The organism is Ruthenibacterium intestinale, assembly GCF_040096265.1.
GTDB classification, from domain to species: Bacteria; Bacillota; Clostridia; order Oscillospirales; family Ruminococcaceae; genus Ruthenibacterium; species Ruthenibacterium komagatae.
In genome coordinates this window covers 1-18,851 of record NZ_JBBMFA010000104.1, presented here as the reverse complement: position 1 = coordinate 18,851, position 18,851 = coordinate 1, and the positions used below count along the sequence as shown (strand labels likewise).

General features: G+C 55.6%; 13 protein-coding genes. 7 read left to right on the top strand and 6 right to left on the bottom strand.

Translation table 11 applies throughout. From position 1 onward, the window contains the following. The first annotated feature begins 29 nt into the window (after positions 1–29). The gene (locus WMO24_RS12460; protein WP_349216741.1) at positions 30–2,348 is read left to right on the top strand and encodes a hypothetical protein; all 2,319 of its coding nucleotides are present in this window, start codon (positions 30–32) and stop codon (positions 2,346–2,348) included. Positions 2,349–2,409: 61 nt separating this feature from the next. Here WMO24_RS12460 and WMO24_RS12455 read toward each other — a convergent pair whose 3' ends face one another. The 4 genes from WMO24_RS12455 to WMO24_RS12440 all read right to left on the bottom strand — a co-directional run bounded on the left by WMO24_RS12455 (position 2,410) and on the right by WMO24_RS12440 (position 8,046). Further along, a complete protein-coding gene (locus WMO24_RS12455) occupies positions 2,410–3,642 on the bottom strand; it encodes an NAD(P)-dependent oxidoreductase (protein WP_349216740.1) in 1,233 nt (410 codons plus the stop codon). Between the two features lie 115 nt (positions 3,643–3,757). Then, on the bottom strand, positions 3,758–5,020 hold the full coding sequence (locus WMO24_RS12450) for a sensor histidine kinase (protein WP_349216739.1): 1,263 nt from the start codon (positions 5,018–5,020) through the stop codon (positions 3,758–3,760). After that, positions 5,017–5,697, bottom strand: a complete 681-nt coding sequence (locus WMO24_RS12445) for a response regulator transcription factor (protein ID WP_349216738.1) — start codon at positions 5,695–5,697, stop codon at positions 5,017–5,019. Before WMO24_RS12445 ends, WMO24_RS12450 begins: the two co-directional genes overlap by 4 nt. Positions 5,698–5,760: 63 nt before the next feature. After that, positions 5,761–8,046: a putative bifunctional diguanylate cyclase/phosphodiesterase gene (locus WMO24_RS12440; RefSeq protein WP_349216737.1), complete on the bottom strand. Its 2,286-nt coding sequence runs from the start codon at positions 8,044–8,046 to the stop codon at positions 5,761–5,763. Between the two features lie 138 nt (positions 8,047–8,184). On the opposite strand from WMO24_RS12440, the gene WMO24_RS12435 reads away from it, so the two are divergent. The 5 genes from WMO24_RS12435 to WMO24_RS12415 are packed head-to-tail and all read left to right on the top strand — an operon-like array spanning position 8,185 to position 14,501. Next, entirely contained in the window at positions 8,185–10,413 is a 2,229-nt protein-coding gene (locus tag WMO24_RS12435; protein WP_349216736.1) for an extracellular solute-binding protein, read from the top strand. Between the two features lie 59 nt (positions 10,414–10,472). Beyond that, positions 10,473–11,342 carry a carbohydrate ABC transporter permease gene (locus WMO24_RS12430; protein WP_349216735.1) on the top strand — a complete coding sequence of 290 codons (870 nt, stop codon included), beginning with the start codon at positions 10,473–10,475 and terminating at the stop codon, positions 11,340–11,342. Next, positions 11,339–12,187 carry a carbohydrate ABC transporter permease gene (locus tag WMO24_RS12425; protein ID WP_349216734.1) on the top strand — a complete coding sequence of 283 codons (849 nt, stop codon included), beginning with the start codon at positions 11,339–11,341 and terminating at the stop codon, positions 12,185–12,187. The genes WMO24_RS12430 and WMO24_RS12425 overlap by 4 nt, the downstream gene beginning before the upstream one ends. A gap of 5 nt (positions 12,188–12,192) precedes the next feature. Beyond that, complete coding sequence (locus WMO24_RS12420) at positions 12,193–13,518, top strand: efflux RND transporter periplasmic adaptor subunit (protein ID WP_349216733.1); 1,326 nt, start codon at positions 12,193–12,195, stop codon at positions 13,516–13,518. Beyond that, entirely contained in the window at positions 13,515–14,501 is a 987-nt protein-coding gene (locus WMO24_RS12415; protein WP_349216732.1) for an ABC transporter permease, read from the top strand. The genes WMO24_RS12420 and WMO24_RS12415 overlap by 4 nt, the downstream gene beginning before the upstream one ends. A gap of 24 nt (positions 14,502–14,525) precedes the next feature. On the opposite strand, the gene WMO24_RS12410 is transcribed toward WMO24_RS12415, so the two are convergent. Both WMO24_RS12410 and WMO24_RS12405 read right to left on the bottom strand, forming a co-directional pair. Next, a complete protein-coding gene (locus WMO24_RS12410) occupies positions 14,526–15,893 on the bottom strand; it encodes an MATE family efflux transporter (protein WP_349216782.1) in 1,368 nt (455 codons plus the stop codon). A gap of 114 nt (positions 15,894–16,007) precedes the next feature. Next, positions 16,008–17,267 (bottom strand): FAD-dependent oxidoreductase, encoded by a 1,260-nt coding sequence (locus WMO24_RS12405; protein ID WP_349216731.1) that lies wholly within the window; start codon positions 17,265–17,267, stop codon positions 16,008–16,010. Between the two features lie 129 nt (positions 17,268–17,396). On the opposite strand from WMO24_RS12405, the gene WMO24_RS12400 reads away from it, so the two are divergent. Then, entirely contained in the window at positions 17,397–18,812 is a 1,416-nt protein-coding gene (locus tag WMO24_RS12400; protein ID WP_435414004.1) for an alanine/glycine:cation symporter family protein, read from the top strand. Positions 18,813–18,851: the final 39 nt, after the last annotated feature.

Sequence of the window (18,851 nt, the reverse complement as noted above, 5' to 3'; positions counted from 1 at the left end):
TTGCATCACACAGGAAATGAGGCATGGATATGAATGGGCTAAAACGCACGATCAGTCTGCTTTTAAGCACGGCCCTGCTGTTTTCGCTGTCGGGGTGCGCGGCAGAAGAAAGTACATCGCAGGTGCAGCAGGCGGCAGGCCGTTGGGAAGAGCAAGAGATCACGCCTGAACAGGGGCTGTACCAGTTGGGGTTTGCAGCTGATGCAGACGGAACACTGTATTGGTACGGAACAGACCCCAATGCTGTGCAGGAATGGCAGGTGCGCTGCTTTGTGTCTCAGGACAACGGGCAGACCTGGCAGGAAGAACAGCTTTCCTGGCAAGAACAGATCAGCGGTACCATTACAGGCGTCTCACGTGCGTCGGACGGCACGCTGTTAGTCACCAGTTATGGCGTGGAAGGCGGAACGCAGACCGAATGGCTGATTTCAGCGGATGGAACATCACGGCAGCTCTGTTTTGATATCCCCGAAGAAGCCACGATTCAGAGAGTGGATTTGATGAGCGCAGAACGAGCCTTTTTGACGCTGGAGGTTCCCATGGAAGGAGAAGGATACAGCGTCCAGGCAACCGATGTCAATGGACAGGCGACTGCGGCGAGGATGATATCGCCCAGCGAAAGCGGAGTCTTCGATTTGACAACCGGACAAAAAGTGAACGGCGAGTCGACGGAATATCCGCAGTTTTTGATTTCGGCCGAAGCTGGCGGAACGCTTTATGTCATGAATTTTGACGGAGAAAGACAGACCTACCAGCTTCAGTCCGCGGATGAAAGCGGTGCGCTGACCATGCTGCATGAAAATCTGTCCGATATCACGGGAAATGCGGCACTGGCGGTCCGTGCAGACGGCACCAGCTATTTCGCCGATGTGCGCGGCGTGCACCGGCTGGCGCAGGGCGGAAGCAAACTGGAAACGATTTTGGAAGCGGGGGCCTTTACACTGGCCCTTCCGGGAAGAACCATTCACACGCTGCTGGTGCTGGACGACGGGTCTTTTGCAGTGACAATGAGCGATATGGAAGGCAGCAATTATCAAAGCCGGATCTACCGGTACTATGAAGACGACTCGCTGCCGGCGCCCAGCGAGGACAATACCCTGAATGTCTGGAGTTTGTATAACAGCGATACGGCGCGGGCGGCTGCTGTCCAGTTCGGAACAGAGAATCCTTCTCTGAATGTTCAATATACGTATGCGCTGGAAGACGGAGATACAGCGGGTGTGGAGGACGTGCTTCGCCAGCTGAACACGGAACTGCTGGCCGGGAACGGCCCGGACGTCCTGATTCTGGACGGGGTGGACGATTATGCATCCTATATCCAGAAGGGGGCCTTTGCCAACCTTTCCGGCGCAATTGATGAAACGGCGCTTGTGCCATCGGTCGGTCAGGCTTTTCTGCAGGATGGAGAAGTCTGTGTATTCCCGGCGCGGTTCCAGGTCCCGGTCCTCTTTGGGGATGCGGGTTCCGTGGAGAAGCTGACCAGTCTGGACGCACTTCGAAGCGGGGTCCACCAGTGGGCACCGCGTCCGGATGTCACCGTTGAGGATGAAAGCTATTACACACCGCTGGACGATGCCCATGCGTATGCTTTTTCGTTCCTGGATTTGGAAAAGTTAGTGGACTTTGCACTCCAGACCAGCATGAATGCGATTTTGACCGACGAGGGAATCGATGGGGATGCTTTGTATCAGGTGCTGGATCTGATCGCAGACATAGGAGGGTATTACGGGATGGACGAATATTCGGAAAATCCCACGGAAAACAGCACGGCAGGCGGCAGCGGGGAAGATGTGGTCATCGCATCCGACGAGCTGCAGGAATATACCAATTCGGACCGGGCACGGTTTGGTCGAACGCTGATGAGCACGCCTCTTGTCATCCCGTCCAACGGCGGACGATACATCGGCGGCATCCTCAGCGGCACTTTTGAGCAGAGTGAATTTAATGTGGTGCTGCAGCCCGGCCTGTGCGAAGGGGCGTTCATTCCCAGCTGCATGGTGGCGGTAAATGCGGGCAGCGCGCAGCAGCAACCGGCACTGGAATATGTGCGCACGCTTTTGAGCGAGAAAATTCAGTCCACTCTCTATGAAGATGAGGGAATGCCGGTAAATCAGGCCGCGCTGGATGCCAGCCTTTTCCGTGCACAGCAGGCCAATGGCTGGGAACGGTATCAGGGCGATTTTGGAGAATTGCTGGCCGGTTTGAAAACACCGGTTCGGATCAATACAACGGTAAAGCAGTACATTCTGGAATACGCCAAAGATCTTTGCGCCGGAACCCTGTCTGTGGAAGACGCTGTGGCGGAACTGACGAATGAATTATCGCTGTATTTGGCAGAGCGCCAGTAAGCAATTGCATTTAAAAAGAGCGGGGACCGAAAGGTCTCCGCTCTTTTTAAATGCATAAAAATCAGTCGTCTTTGGGCAGTGACTGCATATATTCATCCATTGCCTGTGCTACCTGTTTGGAGTGAGCCACAGCCTCCACCACTGTGCGCGCACCGTTGACCACATCGCCGGATGCAAAAATGCCGGGACGGGTGGTATGACCGCTTTCATCTGCTTCGATCAGGCCCCGGGCGTTGGTGTCAATGCCTTTGGTGCTGTTCACGATACGGTTCAAAGGACCCTGGCTGATGGAGATAATCACACTGTCAGCCGGATAAAGCTGCTCGGAACCGGGCACGATTTCCCGGGTACCATCTTCCTTTTTTACCACATCGGCAAAAATGACACCCTCGTCCCGAATTTCCACAGGTGCTTTGTTGTAAACGAATTCAACGCCTTCCAAAACGGCGTATTCAAATTCGTGCTTGGAAGCAGCTACGCCTTCGTCGCGGGAAAAGCACTGCAAAAAGCGCACACCTTTGCGCATGGCGGTGCGTGCCACATCCATGGCTGCGTTTCCTGCGCCGATCACAATGACCCGCTCGCCCAGGTGATAGCTGTCCGGGTTGTTCAGATAGTTGATTCCGAAATGGACATGGCCGAGCGTCTCCCCCTTGATATGGAGCGTATTCGGCTGCCAGACACCGGTGCCGATAAAAATGGCTTTGTATCCGTCGCGGAACAAGTCGTCGATGCCGATGGCCCCGCCGATGACGGTATTGGGACGCACCTTGATGCCCTTCAAGCGGAGATGGCGGTATTCAAAATCATCCAGAACGCTTTTGGGCAGACGAAACTCGGGAATGCCATAGCGCAGGACTCCGCCGATTTTGTCCTTGCTTTCAAAGATGGTGACCTGATATCCCTTTCGAGCCAGAATCACGGCAATGGTCAACCCGGCAGGGCCGGAGCCGATGATGGCTACCCGAATACCGTTGGACGGCGCAGGCCCTTTCACCATTTTGCTGGAATAAGTGCTGGAAATATAATTTTCGATGGTTGAAAAATGAACGGGGGCTCCCTTTTTGCCCAGAACACAATGCCCTTCGCACTGCTTTTCGTGGTTGCATACCAGACTGCACACGGTGGTGAGGGGATTGTTTTCAAACAGTTTCCAGCCGGCCTCGTCCAGATGTCCGCTCAATAAGAGCTGGATCACTTCCGGAATGGCGGTATGAATGGGGCATCCCTTTTGACATTGGGGCACCTTGCAATTGAGGCAGCGCTGGGCCTCGTCCAAAACATGTTGTGCCATGACTGGCGCTCCTTTCCCTGAAAACGCCGCCAAGGGATTGACAAACGTTTCACAATATGGACTTTTCGCTCATTCACATTGTACTATAAACTCCGGCAGGGGACAAGAGTGGATTTTATGGCAAAGCAGGAAGAATCAGCGTGAAAGTAGCGCCGCCGCCCGGTGTGTCGCTGCAGAGCAGGCGCCCATGGTGAAGCACGGCCAGTTCGTGCGCAACAGAAAGACCGAGCCCGAAGTGTCCGGTGGGCGCGCGGCTCTGGTCCAGCCGGGCAAAGCGTTCAAAAATTTTTTCTTTTTCCGTATCCGGAACACCGGGACCGTGGTCTGTGACCGAAAGGTGCACTTCACTTTTGCACACCTTTCCGGAGAGCAAAAGTTCGGTTCCAGGCGGTGCGTAGGATGTGGCATTATCCAGCAGACAGGTGAGAATTTGACACAGCCGCTGACGATCTCCCAGCACACGGGGCAGCGGCTGTTCGGGAAGCTGCATACTCAGACGAAAGCCCCGTTGCCGGGCAAGCGTGCGAAATGCTTCGAAGGTATCGATCAGCAGGGCATCGGTATCCAGTTCGTTGGGGTCCCAGCGGTAGCGCATGGCATCCGCGTTGGCCAGGACCAGAAGGTCTTCCACAAGGCGGGCAAGTCTTCCGTTTTCGGCGCCGGCTGCCAGCTGACAGCGGCGGGCCTGTTCGCTGCCGGGTGGACAGCTCTCCAGAGCCTGAAGATTGGCTGCCACTGCAGCGACGGGGCTTCGCAGTTCGTGTCCGGCGGCGGCGACGAATTCGGCCTGCCGCTGCATGGCCTGGCGCACAGGGCGAACGGCGATGGAAGCAACAAAACGGCTGCAACCCCAAAGCCCCAACAGGCAAAGGGACAGCAAAAGCAAATCGTTTCGGGCGGTTTGAGCGATGCGGGCATTTTTCGGCGCGAGGGATTGCAAAAGCATCACTTCACAGGGGCCGTTGCGCAGGGACAGCTGCACAAAATAACCCCGGTAAGAATCGCCGGCCGATCCCTGCAGGGAGAACAGTCCGTCTTCGTCCACGTTGTGGCAGGCGTCCTGTGCCAGAGCAAACAGCTCCTCACGGCTGCTGGCGGGGGAATAACTTCCCGGGAAAAAGATTGGGCGGCCATTGTCCCGGATGGAAATGAGAAGCTGGTTATCCGCTTCCATCTGTGCCAGCCAGTGGTCGGGAAGAGAGGATTCGGTCGTAAGACGTTGAACCAGCGCGTTGCATTGGCTGAAAAAATAGGTGCGGTCTGCGCTGTCGATTTGGCGGCAGGCCAGAATGAAACTGACAAGCAGGCCGGCAGTCAGCACAATGCCGGTCATGACGGTGAGAATGGCGGTCAAGCGCCGCCGAAGTTGCGTGATCATTGCGGTTCACCTGCGTCTTCCAGACGGTATCCCACACCGCGCACCGTCACCAGCCGGACGCGCTGTGTAACGGCCTTCAGCCGCCGGCGGATGTAGTAGGCGTAGCTGTCCAGACAGGCGTCTTCCACGTCGGCATCGGCACCCCAAAGGCGTGCGAACAGGGCACGGCGGGAAATCGGCTGTCCGTTTTGGCGCAGCAGCGCTTCCAGAAGTTCGCCCTCTTTGCGGGCAAGCGTGCACTTTCCAAGTGCGCCGTGCAGCATCAGCCCGGCGGGGTAATACACCAGATCCGCAAACCGGAGTTCCTGCGCAAGCGCACCGCGCCGGCGCCCCAATGCGCGGACTCTGGCGCAGAGCTCGCGTGTGTCGAAAGGTTTGGAAAGATAGTCGTCCGCACCGGCATCCAGTCCGTCGACGCGTGCCCGGACGTCGTCCAGCGCCGTCACCAGAAGAACCGGTGTATCATCTTTTTGCTGGCGCATTTCCCGCACAAGCTGTATTCCGTCGCAGCCGGGCAGCATGCGGTCCAGCAGAATCGCGTCATAGCCGCCTTCCGCCAAATAGAAGCGGGCTTCATCGCCGCGATGAACAGTGTCGACTGACCAGCCTTCGTTGCGCAGGGCCAGTGCAGTGGCTTCACAAAGTGCCTTGTTGTCTTCCACGAGTAAGATACGCATAGGGAGTCCGCCTTTATCATGAAACTGATTTTTTATCATAGCACAGAATACCTCAAGAAAACCTCAACGCTCCGGGTGGGGCATGCAGTATTTCTGCGCAAATTCTTCGGCGGGAAGCGGCTTGTCGTAATAGTACCCCTGGACAAGATCGCAATGCAAAGCGCGGATGAACTCCAGCTGACGGGAAGTTTCCACTCCCTCCATTACCGTGGTCATATGCAGGTCCTGGGCCAGACAAATTACGTGTTTCAAAATCTGATCCCGCTTTTCTTCGTCTGCACGGTCCAGGGTGGAAAGAAAGACACGGTCCAGCTTCAATTCGTCGATGGGAAGATCTTTGAGCGTATTCAAAGAGGAATACCCGCTTCCGAAATCGTCCATGGCGACCGAGAGACCGCGGCGACGCACCTCCAGCAGAACAGTGCGCATCCGATCGGGATCGGTCATGGCAGAGCGCTCGGTCACTTCCAGAACCAGCAGGCGAGGGGGAATCTGCCATTTTTCCAAAATTGCACACAGACGGTCCATATAATGATCTTCGTACAGCATCTGCCGGCACTGATTGATGGAGACGGGCACGACAGGATAACCGGCTTCCAACCATTGGTGCAGCGCCCGGCAGACCTGCTCCACCATATAAAAATCCAGTTCCACGCAAAAACCGTTGCGCTCGAAAATCGGAATGAATTGGTCCGGGAAAAAGCGGACCTTACCGTTTTGCATCCAGCGGACCAGCGCTTCTGCGCCGTCGATACGACCGGTCTGAGGATCGATCTTTGGCTGCAGGAACAGTGAAAATTGCTGTTCGGCCAGTGCCTGCTCCATATTTCCCTCAATCTCGGCCCGCAGGATTTCCGGTTCGTAAATGTGCGGGTCAAAAAAGAGAATCTCGTCCTGAAGCTGTCCCTGGGAGGTTTCCGCCGTCATGGCGGCTTCCGTGATCGCGCGTTCCAGATCGGTCTGCTCTCTGGTTACAAAACGGACCCCAACGGAGCAGGCAATCTGGAAGTTCTGGCGCTCTGAAACGCGGAACAAGCGGATTTGCTTCAAAACGGGTTCCAGCAGAGCCTGCACGCCTTCAGGGGTATCTGCGTCCAGCAGGAGAAGAAACCGTTCCCTTCTTCCCATACAATACATGCTGTGCGGACGAAGATGATCATCAAACGCACCTTTGATGTGGCACAGAAGATCGTTGAACCGTTCCAGTCCGTAAAGGTTTTTCAAGGAAGCGGTGTTGTTGACCTCCAGCACGGCCAAAGCCTGCGGCCGGTCTGTCAGACGCTGCGGAAGCTCTGCTAAAAAGCGCACACGGTTGTATGCGCCGGTCACAGAATCAAAATAGGCAAGCCGGTACATGGTCCGGTTGTTCTGCCGCACAATGCGATAAATATAGAAGGAGAGCACAAGCAGCGCAGCGAAAATGGCCAGGAAAGTGATGCGCTGAAAGCTGAACCAGTGGCTGATATCACTGACCAGCTCTGCCTGTGGAACTGCGCAGAGAACATGCCAGTCATGAATATTCAGCGGCAAAATGGAGATCTGGTAACAGACCCCGTTGTAATCCAGAGTAAAAGAAACGGCTTGTTCGGCGCTGAGCGCATCGGCCAGAAGCTGACGGGACTCGCTGGTCACGCCTTCCCGCTCCAAAAGGCTGCACGCGCGCTGCGCGTCAGATTCGGTTTGGTCATATACCACAAAGCGGCCTTCGCTGTTCATGACGTACACATGGACGGCGGAATCGTTCATAAGGCGGGTGTCCAGCAGTGAAAGAAGGTCTTCGGTTCGGTTGCTGCCGGTCAGGACCCCGATGACAACTCCATCCTGGGTGCCTGTGTCGTAAATCGGCACCGCATACCGGTTGACATAGCACTGAAAATCCTCATCCCAGAAAGAAGCCGAGACCGTCGCGGTTCCGCTCATGGCCGCCTGAATGTTGACATCTCCCGTCAGGTCCTGCGCAAGCTCACGATTGCCGTCCAACTGAACAAAATTTCCGGAGTAGGACAGGTCAACAACGCCCATGCGCAGAAATTCGTTTTGCGAGTTTACGACGTCCAGACGGGCGAGAAAAGACGAATCGTGCAGAAGCGCCTGCGAATCGATGTGACCGTTGGACTCATAGCCGATGGAAGAAGCAAGTGCGATCAGTGTCTGCAAATTTCCGTCAATCTCGCTGGTCAGAGCATTGCAGGCAGACTCCGCGGTCACTTCCAGAGAGCGGGAAGCCTCTTCCTGCTGTACTTTGTTTCCGTTGGATGAAAAGACGACCAGAGAGAGGCAAAGACTGATGCAGACAAGAGAAATCAGCAGAAACGCGCCTGTCCGCTGCTGTCTGTTTCGTTGATTCAAACCGGATTCCTCCCATGCAAAAGTTTGAGGGTGCCCTTTTCAGTATAAACCAAATTCTTTTTTGAAGAAAGAATTTTTAGGTGGTTTTGAGGTTGGTTGTGCTAAACTCTCATCATACCCGAAAGGAGCCGATGAAAAATGACATGGAAAAGACGGCTGGCCGCGCTTACGCTGGCGGTTACAATGCTGTTTACGGCCTGCGGCGCGCAGCAGGAGACTCAAACGCAGGCCCAAGGACGTTTTGTGGAAACACAGATCACGCCGCCGGACGAACCGCTTTCTGCGTACGCGGAACTATTGAAAACGCCGGACGGCATCGTGATCATCGATTGGCTGCAGCCGACTCCCGTGCGCTGGGACTCCAGCGACTTGGGAGAGACCTGGCGCAAGAGTGAACTGTCCTGGTATGACGCGCAAAGCATGGATACATTGAAAATCGCTGCGCTGTGGGATGGAAGCCTGCTGGCTGTGAAAAGCACGATCACCGCATCGGATGATGCGTTTGCCTGGCGCATCCAGACAGACGGTACGGTTACGCCGCTGGCACTGGAAGCACTGAAAGCGGAAACGGTGGATGGCAAAAGCGTTTCAACGTCAAGCATACAGCCCATCGGAACAGACCGTTTCGCGGTTTTTGGAAGCCGGTTCACCATGCAGAACGGCGTTTACAGTTCCGACCGAAATACCGGCCTTTTTCTATATGACGCAAAAGGAACTCTGATTCGTGAAATCACTTGTCAGTCCGCGATGATGACATCCAACAAAACCCATTTGTTCTGCATGGACGACAACGGTGTTTGCACGGTTTACGATGAGGATGGCAACATTGTCTCCTCGCTGGGCGGCACCTATGAAAACCTGCTGGAGACAGAAATCGGCGCATTTCTGGCAGATGAGAACGACACATTGTATCTGTGTTCCGGTCAGGGCGTGAAGCGGCTGAACCCGGGCGGAAGTTTGCAGGAATTGGTGATGAACGGTGAAAAGTACTCCTACGGGATGCCCACCAGCTATTTTGCCGGCGGTATTCTGATGGATGAAAATTGCCTGGTGTTCGCTGTGCAGGAAAACAGCGAGCATTTGAGTGTGTATCGGTATGACTGGGATGCGCAGGCGCCGACTGTGAGCGGAAAAACGCTGCGCGTTTGGTCGTTGGACGATTCGGACCTGCTGCGCGTTGCCGTAAACCGGATGCGCATCGCTTATCCGGATGTGGATGTCCAGCTGGAAATCGCCCGTGCAGACCAGACATCCGGAACGCTGGAAGACATTGTGCGTACATTGAATACACAAATCGCGGCAGGAAGCGGCCCGGATGTGCTGATTCTGGACAAGCTTTCGGCTCAGAGCTTTGCGGAAAACGGACTGTTGGCGGATTTGACCGAGGTTGTGGATGCAGATGCGCTTTATCCTGCATTTCTTCAGCCGTTCCAGACGGAAAAAGGAATCTTTTTGCTGCCGGCACAGTTCCGTGTGGAACTGCTGGCAGGCAGTGCCGAAGAGGTATCGGCGGTTGATTCGCTTCAGAGTCTGTCCGACCTGGTGGCGCAGGGGCCCGGCATGACGCTCAGCGACAGCAACGCAGAGGAAACAATTCCGCCGGAGCAGCGGCCGGTGCTCTATTATACAGACTTTGACAACTTGTTCAACGTCTATTGGAATGTGTGTGCTCCTGCGCTGATTACAGAGGATGGCGTGGAGCAGGGCGCACTGAAAGACTTTTTGGAACAGATTCGAACGATCGCCAATCACTACGGGCTGGAGAGCGCGGACGGCTGGGAAAAATCAGAATACGCGATCGGTTTCGGAAACAATCAGATGATGTTTGTTCTGCCCAGCTCGGTCTCCAACTATAAAGTGGATCGGACCAGGATGGCGGCAGATGAATTTGAAAATCTGTCACTTCTGGAACTTCTGGCGCGCGACAGCAGCACAGGGGATCTCTCGTCGGACCGCGCGTCCAAGCTGCTGCCCGGATTTTGCGAGGGCGCCTGGACACCGCAGCTCCTGACCGGCATCAGTGCGGGCGCCCAAGAGCCGGAACTGGCGCAGGCATTTGTTGCACTGCTGTTCAGTGAACAGGTACAGGGGCAGGAGGTTCCCGGCGGAATGCCCACAACAAAGGCCGGAATTGCAGCACAGCAGAGTGCCGCGCGGACTCAGTATGAACAGAACGGCCTGTCCGGAGAAATGTATCCGATTGACGATTTGATCGGGCAGTTGAAAACGCCGGTGATGACCGGGGAGAACGAACGGATGCTGGTGCGCGATGCCGCATTGGAATACGCACAGGGAAAACAGAGCTTGGAACAAACGGTCCAGCGCGTCACACAGGGCCTGCAGCTGATGCTGGAGGAGCGAAGCTGATTCAAGACTTTTTTAAGAAAGAGCCGGTACAATGATCGTTGCAGAGAGGGGGCGGTACGGTGCGCTGGAAAAAAGAAAAAGGCAAAAAGGGCGAGGCCGCTGCCGCCGCCCTTTTTCTTGCACCGAGCCTGGCGGGTCTGACGGTTTTTCTGTTTGTGCCTTTCGCGCAGACTGTTTACCGCAGCTTTACCGATGCGCTGGGCCAACACAGTGTGGGATGGTCCAACTACCGTTCCGTGCTGAAAAACAGCGCTTTTTTGCTGGCGGCTTCCAACACTGCAAAATTTTTAGCTGTCTGTGTGCCCTGCCTTTTGGCAGTCAGCCTGTTTTTGGCGCTGTGTGTGCGCGCGCTGCGCCCGGGCGGAAAATATCTTAAAACAACGTTTTTGCTGCCAATGGCGCTTCCCGTGGCCAGCATTGTGGTTTTATGGAAAGCGCTGTTTTCGCAAAACGGAATTCTGAATGGCCTTTTAGCGGCAGCAGGCGCAGAGCCGGTAGATTTTATGGGCACCGATGCGGCGTTTTGGGTCCTGATTCTGACTTATCTTTGGAAAAACAGTGGTTATGACATGATCCTTTGGCTGGCGGGACTGGACGGGATCCCGGACAGCTTGTATGAAGCCGCTCAGGTGGATGGCGCGGGAAAGGGGCAGATGTTTGTCCGCATCACATTGCCCCAGCTTCTTCCCACACTGGGGTTGGTGGCTGTTTTGAGCCTTTTGAACATGTTCAAGGTGTTCCGGGAAGCGTACCTGGTAGCAGGCAGTTATCCGCATGAAAGCATTTATCTTTTGCAGCATTTGTTCAATAACTGGTTCCTTGCCATGGACCTGGGACGTTTGTCCGCTGCGGCGATTTTGGTGGCGCTGGCGCTGCTGGTCATTGTATTGCCGTTGCAATCCGTTTTGCGGGGAGAGGATGGCGCATGAAACGAAACCGTGTTTATCTTGCCGTGCTGCTGTGCCTGCCTGCGCTGGCAGTTTGGGGCGTTTTGTGGTTTATGGGGACAGGTGCCCTGATGGGACACAGAGAAGTGGCCGATTGCCTTGGGCCGGCCTTCAACAGTGGCGCCCAGTCGTTTGCACAGTGGCCGCTTCTTCCGGACGCGCCTACCCTGGAACCGCTGGTGCGGCTCTTGCTGGACTCACCCGAGTTTTTTGTGCTGTTTTGGAACACCTGTTTCCAGGTGTTTGCGCAGCTGGCAGGCCAGCTGCTGGTTGGCGCACCGGCCGCCTGGGCATTTTCAAGGCTGCGCTTTCCTGGCCGTCGTTTTTTGTTTGGTGTGTATATCGTTTTGATGCTGCTTCCGTTTCAGGTGACGATGGTGCCGCACTATCTGGTGCTGGATTGGCTGGGACTGATCGATACACCATGGTCGATTATCTGGCCAGGCGTGTTTTCTACTTTCCCGGTGTTTATTATGGCCAAAGGATTTGACGCAGTTCCGCGCAGCATGCTGGAAGCTGCATCGCTGGACGGCGCCGGGTATGGGCGGACATTTTTTTACATAGGACTTCCGCTTGGAATGCCTGGTATCCTGTCCGCGCTGGTTTTGGGGTTTCTGGAAGGTTGGAACGCTGTGGAGCAGCCGATGACTTTTTTGAAAAATCCTTCCAACTGGCCGCTGTCCCTGTATCTTCCGCAAGTGGCGGAAAGCGAGCTGAGTCTGGCCATGGTTTCCGGTCTGATTGCGCTGACGCCGGCGGTGCTGATTTTTCTGTTCGGCCAGAAATACCTGGAACTTGGAATTCAGGCGAGCGGCCTCAAGGAGTGAAAAAGATGAAAAAAAGATGGAAGCAACTGCGTGAAAAATACTGGCCGGTTCGCATTTATGATCAGGGGCAAAAAAAGGCGTTCGGAAATTTGCTTCGCTTTTTTGCACTGATGTTGGTACTGACGCTGGTGGCTCGCGGAACGGCCAATGCCGCGGTCCCGCAGGTACAGACGTCAGCACCCGGAAAGGGGACGATCACACAGGAAGTCACCGTACAGGGAATGATCTCAGCGGCAGGTTCCTGCGTTGTGGAATGCCCGCAGGGACTGACCGTTCAAACCCTGCTTTGCAAGGAAGGGCAGGCAGTAGAGGAAGGACAGGCTTTGGTGCAGCTTGATTTGGATGAGGTTACCTTGGCGCTGGATCGTGCAAAAGCCGAATTGCAGAAACTGCAGACGCAGGTTTCACAGTTGGAGCAAGGAGAAGAATTGGATGATTCTGCTGTGGCCAATGCACAGCAGCAGCTGAACTGGGCCTATGAGGATCAGGAAAAGGCGAGGCAGACACTGGAAGCGCTGCAGGCGGCGCAAGAGCCGGACGAACAAGCCATCGAGCAGGCGCGGCAAGCCTACGAAAGCGCCGTGCGTGCTTCACAGACCGCGGAAAATGCCCGAAACAGCGCGCTGGAAGACTATGAAAAACAGAAACAGCAAAACGAAAAAAACGCCCTCACCAATCAGGCGGACGCGGCGGTGCTGAGAGTGGATATCGAGGAAAAGCAAACCGAGATTTACGCGCTGAAACAGCTGGCTGAAACGAACGGCCAAATCACGGCACCGCTTGCAGGCACGCTGACAGCCTGGAAACTGACAGAAGGAACCACGTCGGGAACACAGGCCTGCACGCTGGCGGACGCAGCACAGGGGTATGAACTGGAATTTACCCTCAGTGAAACAGATGCCGAACATGCGCAGCTTGGCGCACAGGTGCAAGTTGTGCAGAAAAATCAGACGCAGACCGCAGCCGTCACCGCCGTGGGTGCACCTCGGGAAGACGGCTCACTGACCTTGACGGCCCGGTTGGAAGGCGGCGATTGGAAACAGGGGGCCGCCACGGGAACGATGACGCTTTCGCGGACGGATTACGATTTGTGCGTCCCGGCAGGCGCGGTCCATTCGGACAACCGGGGCACCTTTGTCTATGTGCTGGAGGAGAGAGAAACGGTGCTTGGAACGCAGAACGTACTTCTGCGCGTCCCGGTGGAAGTGCTGGAGAACGGTCGTACACAGACGGCGATTTCCAGCGCGATTCTGACCGCGTTTGATCAGGTGGTGGCATCCAGCACAAAACCATTGTCCGAGGGTGCAAGAGTGCGGGTGGATGCCTCATGAAAAAGAAAAAGTTTTTCGCCGCTGTGCTTTGCGCGCTGCTTCTGGCTGTGAGCTTCTCTGCGGCGGAACAAATAAAAAGTTGCTATCCGGCTCTGGGCCTGCGATGGAAAGAGCCCTTGAGCCAGACGCAGGCAGAGGCTTTGCGCACTGCGGCCGGAGAGCAGGAGGATGCCCCGTTGTATCCCACTTTCTGGCGTGAAGAACAGGGGCAGGCACACACGGAACTGCACCAAGCGGATGAGGTGACAGCGATCCGCTTTAACGGAGAAGGGTCACTGTGTTATCCGGCCCGTTTTATATCCGGTGGTTACCCCGGCAGCGAAGATACGTCGGGATGTGCGATCTCCACAGCGCTGGCCTGGCAGCTGTTCGGTTCCAACGATGTTGTGGGACAGTCTCTGGAGTGGGAGGGCATCAGTCTGACGGTGCGGGGCGTTTTTGAAGAAAATGAGCGGGTGCTTTTGCGAGGTTGTTCGCTGGCGGATACGTTTTCCGCTGTAGAGCTAAGCGGTTCTTTTGAGGACGACCGGAAAGCACAGGCACAGGAGCTGATCCGACAGGCCGGCCTCCCTTTGCCGGACAGTATGGTGTACGGGCAAAGCATGGGAACAGCAGCAACCGGTTTGTGCTTTCTTCCGCTGCTGCTTGCCGGAGTGCTTTTGATATCGGAATGCGTGCGCCGGATGCGGAATTTGCCGCCTGTACACAGGCAGGTGCTTTTGTTCGGGATTGGAACAGGTCTGGCGTTGTGCCTGCCTTTTCTGCTGGAACAGTTGCCGGGATGGATGATTCCGGCGCAGTGGAGTGATTTTTCTTTCTGGCCGCAGCTGGGGGAGACGCTGCTTGCGTGCCTGAACGAGTGGTTTGCCGTTTTTCCTTGCCGAAAGGATGTTCTGGCCAAACAGGCGCTGACCATTTTGGCTGTCTGCAGCGCCGCAGCCAGCATGCTCACGGTGGAATTATACAACAGGACCCGCGCCTGAAAGACGCGGGTCCTGTTTATTGATTCAGGGGCCGGAACGTACCATTTCTTCCCGTCGGCGCAAAATCAGGCCGATGTTGCGGCGAAATACAAATAGAGAAACAGCGGGGCTGATCAGGTCGGAAATCGGCTCTGCGAAGAAGATGTACTGCGGTGCCAAAAACAGCGGCAAAATGAACAAAGCTGCAAAATAGACCAGCTTTCGGAAAAAGGAGAGGGGAAGGGAAAGACGCACCTGACCGATGGCGGTCAACGAGTCAACAAGTTCGTACTGCAAACCCAGAGGAAGAATGGCCAGCGTGCAGATTTTGATGGAACGGTAAGACAGCTCTGCCAGGGACGGATCCTGGGTGAACAGACGTACGAACAAGGGACCCGCAAGGCGCGCAAGCACAAACAGAACGCCGGTATAGCCCACGCACATCCAGGCGATGCGCCGCACCGCCTGACGAACGCGCTGGGTATTGCAGGCGCCGTAGTTGAACCCAAGAATGGTTTGTGTTCCGCCGCTGATTCCGCCCAGCGGCATGGTTACCACCAGCATGAAGCTTTGCACAATGGTTGCGGTGGTCACCAGCATGTCGCCCTGTTCCGCTCCGCCGTAATGCTGCAGCACCGCGTTCATGGCAATGATCATTACGTTGTCGATGGCGATGATGATAAACGGCGTAAAGCCAACTTTTAAAACCTGGCGCATAATGGAAAAGCGATATCCGCCGAACCGGATGCGCACGGGAACTCTTTTGGAAAAAAGAAAGGCCAGCACAAAAATGCAGCTGCCCAGCTGCGACAGCACGGTGGCCAGGGCGCCGCCCTGCACGCCCATGTTCAAACCAAAGATAAACAGGGGGTCCAGCGCAATGTTCAGAACAGCGCCCAGCATGACGCTGATCATTCCGATTTTGGCAAAGCCCTGACAGATAATGAACTGGTTCATGCCGGTGGAGAGAAGCGCGAACGGCGTTCCCAGAAGATATGTTGTAAAATAGGCGATGGCATAGGGATAGGTCGTTTGACTTGCGCCGAACATCATCAGCATCTGCCCTCGAAAGGGAAAAATTACCGCCACAAGCACAGCGGACAGTACACAAAGCATGAGAAAGCAGTTGGCAAGAATTCTTTCCGCGTAGCGCATGTTCTTTTCCCCCATGCTGATGCTCATGAGGGGAGAGCCGCCGATGCCGACCAGAAAGGCCACGCTGCCCACCAGCGTTACAACAGGACCGCACACCCCGACGCCTGCCAGCGCAATGTCTCCCACCTTCGGAATATTGCCGATGTAAATGCGGTCTACAATGCTGTACAGCACGCTTACAAACTGAGCCAGCATACTGGGAATTGCGATGCGCCAGACAAGACGGCCGATATCGTCCCGCCCCAGATCGTTTTCCATTTTCAAGATAACTTCTGCTCCTTCCCGGAAAACGCCCCGTGACAGGTGCACGGGGCGCTCAACAAATGTTCCATCCGGGATTATACAATGAAGCCTATGCCTTGGCAAGTCCGCTCAGGCAAAAATGTTTCGCATTCCGGCCCGCTCGGTGCGCGTGGTGATCACATCGGTGTCCAGCGAAATCAGTTTTCGCTGTTCCAGATGTTCCAGCAGGACGGAACCGGAGAAGGTGTACTTCTTATCTGCTCCGCCCGGCCGGAACGTCTGCTGGTTGACCCAGGTGATGGCTTCTCCGGTGGCCAGCGAGCGGGGCAGCGTGAGCAGATTTTCTCCTCTGCACATGCGGACGGCGTTGAACCCGGCAAGAACACCGGTCACCACTGCTTCCGTATGTCCCACCAGCGGTCCGGCTTTTTCACCGGCACAAAGCAGATTTTCGGTTCCGCGCACGCGCAGTGCATCGTCGCGCGGGGCCATGGCGGTAAAACGCACCGAATTCCCTTTGCCGCCCGCATAGGGATCTTCGTATCGCGCAAAGGCAAAGCCGGGAATCTGGTGAAGTTTTTCCAGCGGAAAGAACGGTGTCATCATCTTGGCGTGGCCGGTATCCAGCAAAACAATGTTTTCCATGTATGCGGCATGTGCATACTGCTGGCACGCTTTCTGGTTCAAATGATCTTCGCGCAGCTCCGGCGGGATGGGAACAAGGGCCACGCCGTCTTGTTCCAACTGCTTTTGCAGCGACTCGGAAAGAGATCCTTTCATCAGTTTGCAGGACCCGCTGAACGCCCCGGCGCTGTCGCCGCGGTGAGCGCGGTATTCCGCTACGCCGGCCAGAGCCGATAAACTGAGGCGCCCGCCGAAGGCCGGGCAGCGCAGAACGCACATGGCACAGCCGTTTCCGTATTTGGTGCAATTGACCGTGGGCCCTGCCGTGCCCGTGGCATCGATGAAAGCATCTGCGGCGTAGCGCTGTCCGGCAGGGGTTTTTACAGCCAGGATCCGCGCTCCGGACAAAATCGCACTGACGATTCTGGCCTGAAAATGCAGTTCCACACCGGCGTTTTTCAGCAGAGAATAAACCGCCGCAGGCACTTTGGCAATATCGTAGAGGCTGGCGTGCATTTGTCCCGGAAAACAGACATTGCGGTGCCGGGCGTTTTCGTCCATCAGGCGAAACAGCTCGCCGCCGCCCATGGCAAGCATCTCTTCAGCGGCGGTATAGCGGCCGTTGTTGCGGAAAATGCCGCCGGCCAGTCCGGTGCCCAGCAGCATATCGGTGCGCTCGAACAGACTGACGTGTGCGCCGGCTTTGGCCGCCTGATACGCGGCCGCACATCCGGCCCATCCACCGCCTACAACAATGATATCCATGCGTGATTCAGCTCCTTTTGTGTTATTGTATGCAGGCAAAGGGCCGGTCTTGCGTGAATACAAAAAATCAAAAGTGTATTTACACAACCACGGCACATCCTGTATGATAGAAGAACAAAACAAAGGAGAGTGCGAATGTTCAACGAGATACTGGGAAAAGTCAATGACTTTATGTACACCTATGTGCTGATTTTTCTGCTGGTGGGGGCAGGCGTTTATTTTACGGTGCGCACCGGATTTGTGCAGCTGCGCCGCATTGCCGATGTGCCGGCCATTCTAAAAGAAAAGGCGCAGGGGGAAAACGGGCAAAAACGGGTTTCTTCTTTTCAGGCCCTGATGATCTCCACCGCTTCCCGCGTGGGCACGGGCAACATTGCGGGCATTGCCACGGCGCTCGCTGCGGGCGGTCCGGGCGCCGTATTTTGGATGTGGCTGATGGCAGTGATCGGCGGAGCTTCTGCGTTTGTGGAGTCCACTCTGGCGCAGATTTATAAGGTGCGCGACGGTGCGTCTTACCGGGGCGGCCCCTCTTACTACATTGAACAGGCCCTGCACAGCCGCAAGTGGGGCATTGTGTTTTCGCTGGCGTTGATCGCCTGCTTTGCCTATGGCTTCAACGGGCTGCAGTCCTACAACATTTCATCTGCGCTACCCTATTATATTCCGGATTATTCTCAAACCATCTGGCCGGTGGTCGTGGGCGCAGTGCTGGCGGTTTTAACGGCGCTGGTGATTTTCGGCGGCGTTCACCGCATTGGCTTCATCACCTCCGTCATCGTGCCGGTGATGGCTTTTGGATACATTGGCATGGGACTGTACATGGCAGTGCGCAATTACAGCCAGCTGCCCGCCGTGTTTGCGCTGATTTTTCAGCGTGCATTTGACGTACAGGCTATTGCGGGCGGCTTTGCGGGCAGCGCCGTGGTACTGGGTATCAAGCGCGGGTTGTTTTCCAACGAAGCCGGCATGGGTTCTGCGCCCAATGCATCTGCATCGGCGCATGTGTCGCACCCGGTCAAGCAGGGGCTGGTGCAGGTTTTGAGCGTCTTTATCGACACGCTGGTCATTTGTTCCACCACGGCCATCACACTGCTTGTTTCCGGTGTGGAGGGGCAGGCCGGTGTCATGGACGGAATTCCCTTTGTGCAGGCGGCTGTCAAAACGGGAATGGGAGAATGGGGCATTCATTTCATCACAGTGGCCATTTTCTTTTTCGCTTTTTCCAGCCTGGTGGGAAATTATTATTATGCGGAATCGAACATTCGCTTTATCCGTGACTCCAAAGTCTTGCTGAACGTATTTCGGTGCACCTGCCTTGTGGCCATCTTCCTGGGGGCTCAGGCGGATTTTTCCACGGTTTGGAACCTGGCGGATATCCTGATGGGCTGCATGGCCATTATCAACATTGTGGCAATCCTTCTTCTGGGGCCCATCGCATTTCGTGCGCTGCAGAATTATGAAAAGCAGCGTGCAAGCGGGGAAGACCCGGTGTTTTATGCCGAGGATATCGGCGTGGAAAACGCGGACTGCTGGCATCGTCCGTGAGACCAGAAAAAGAAAAGCGCGCGGCCTTAAAAAGGCCGC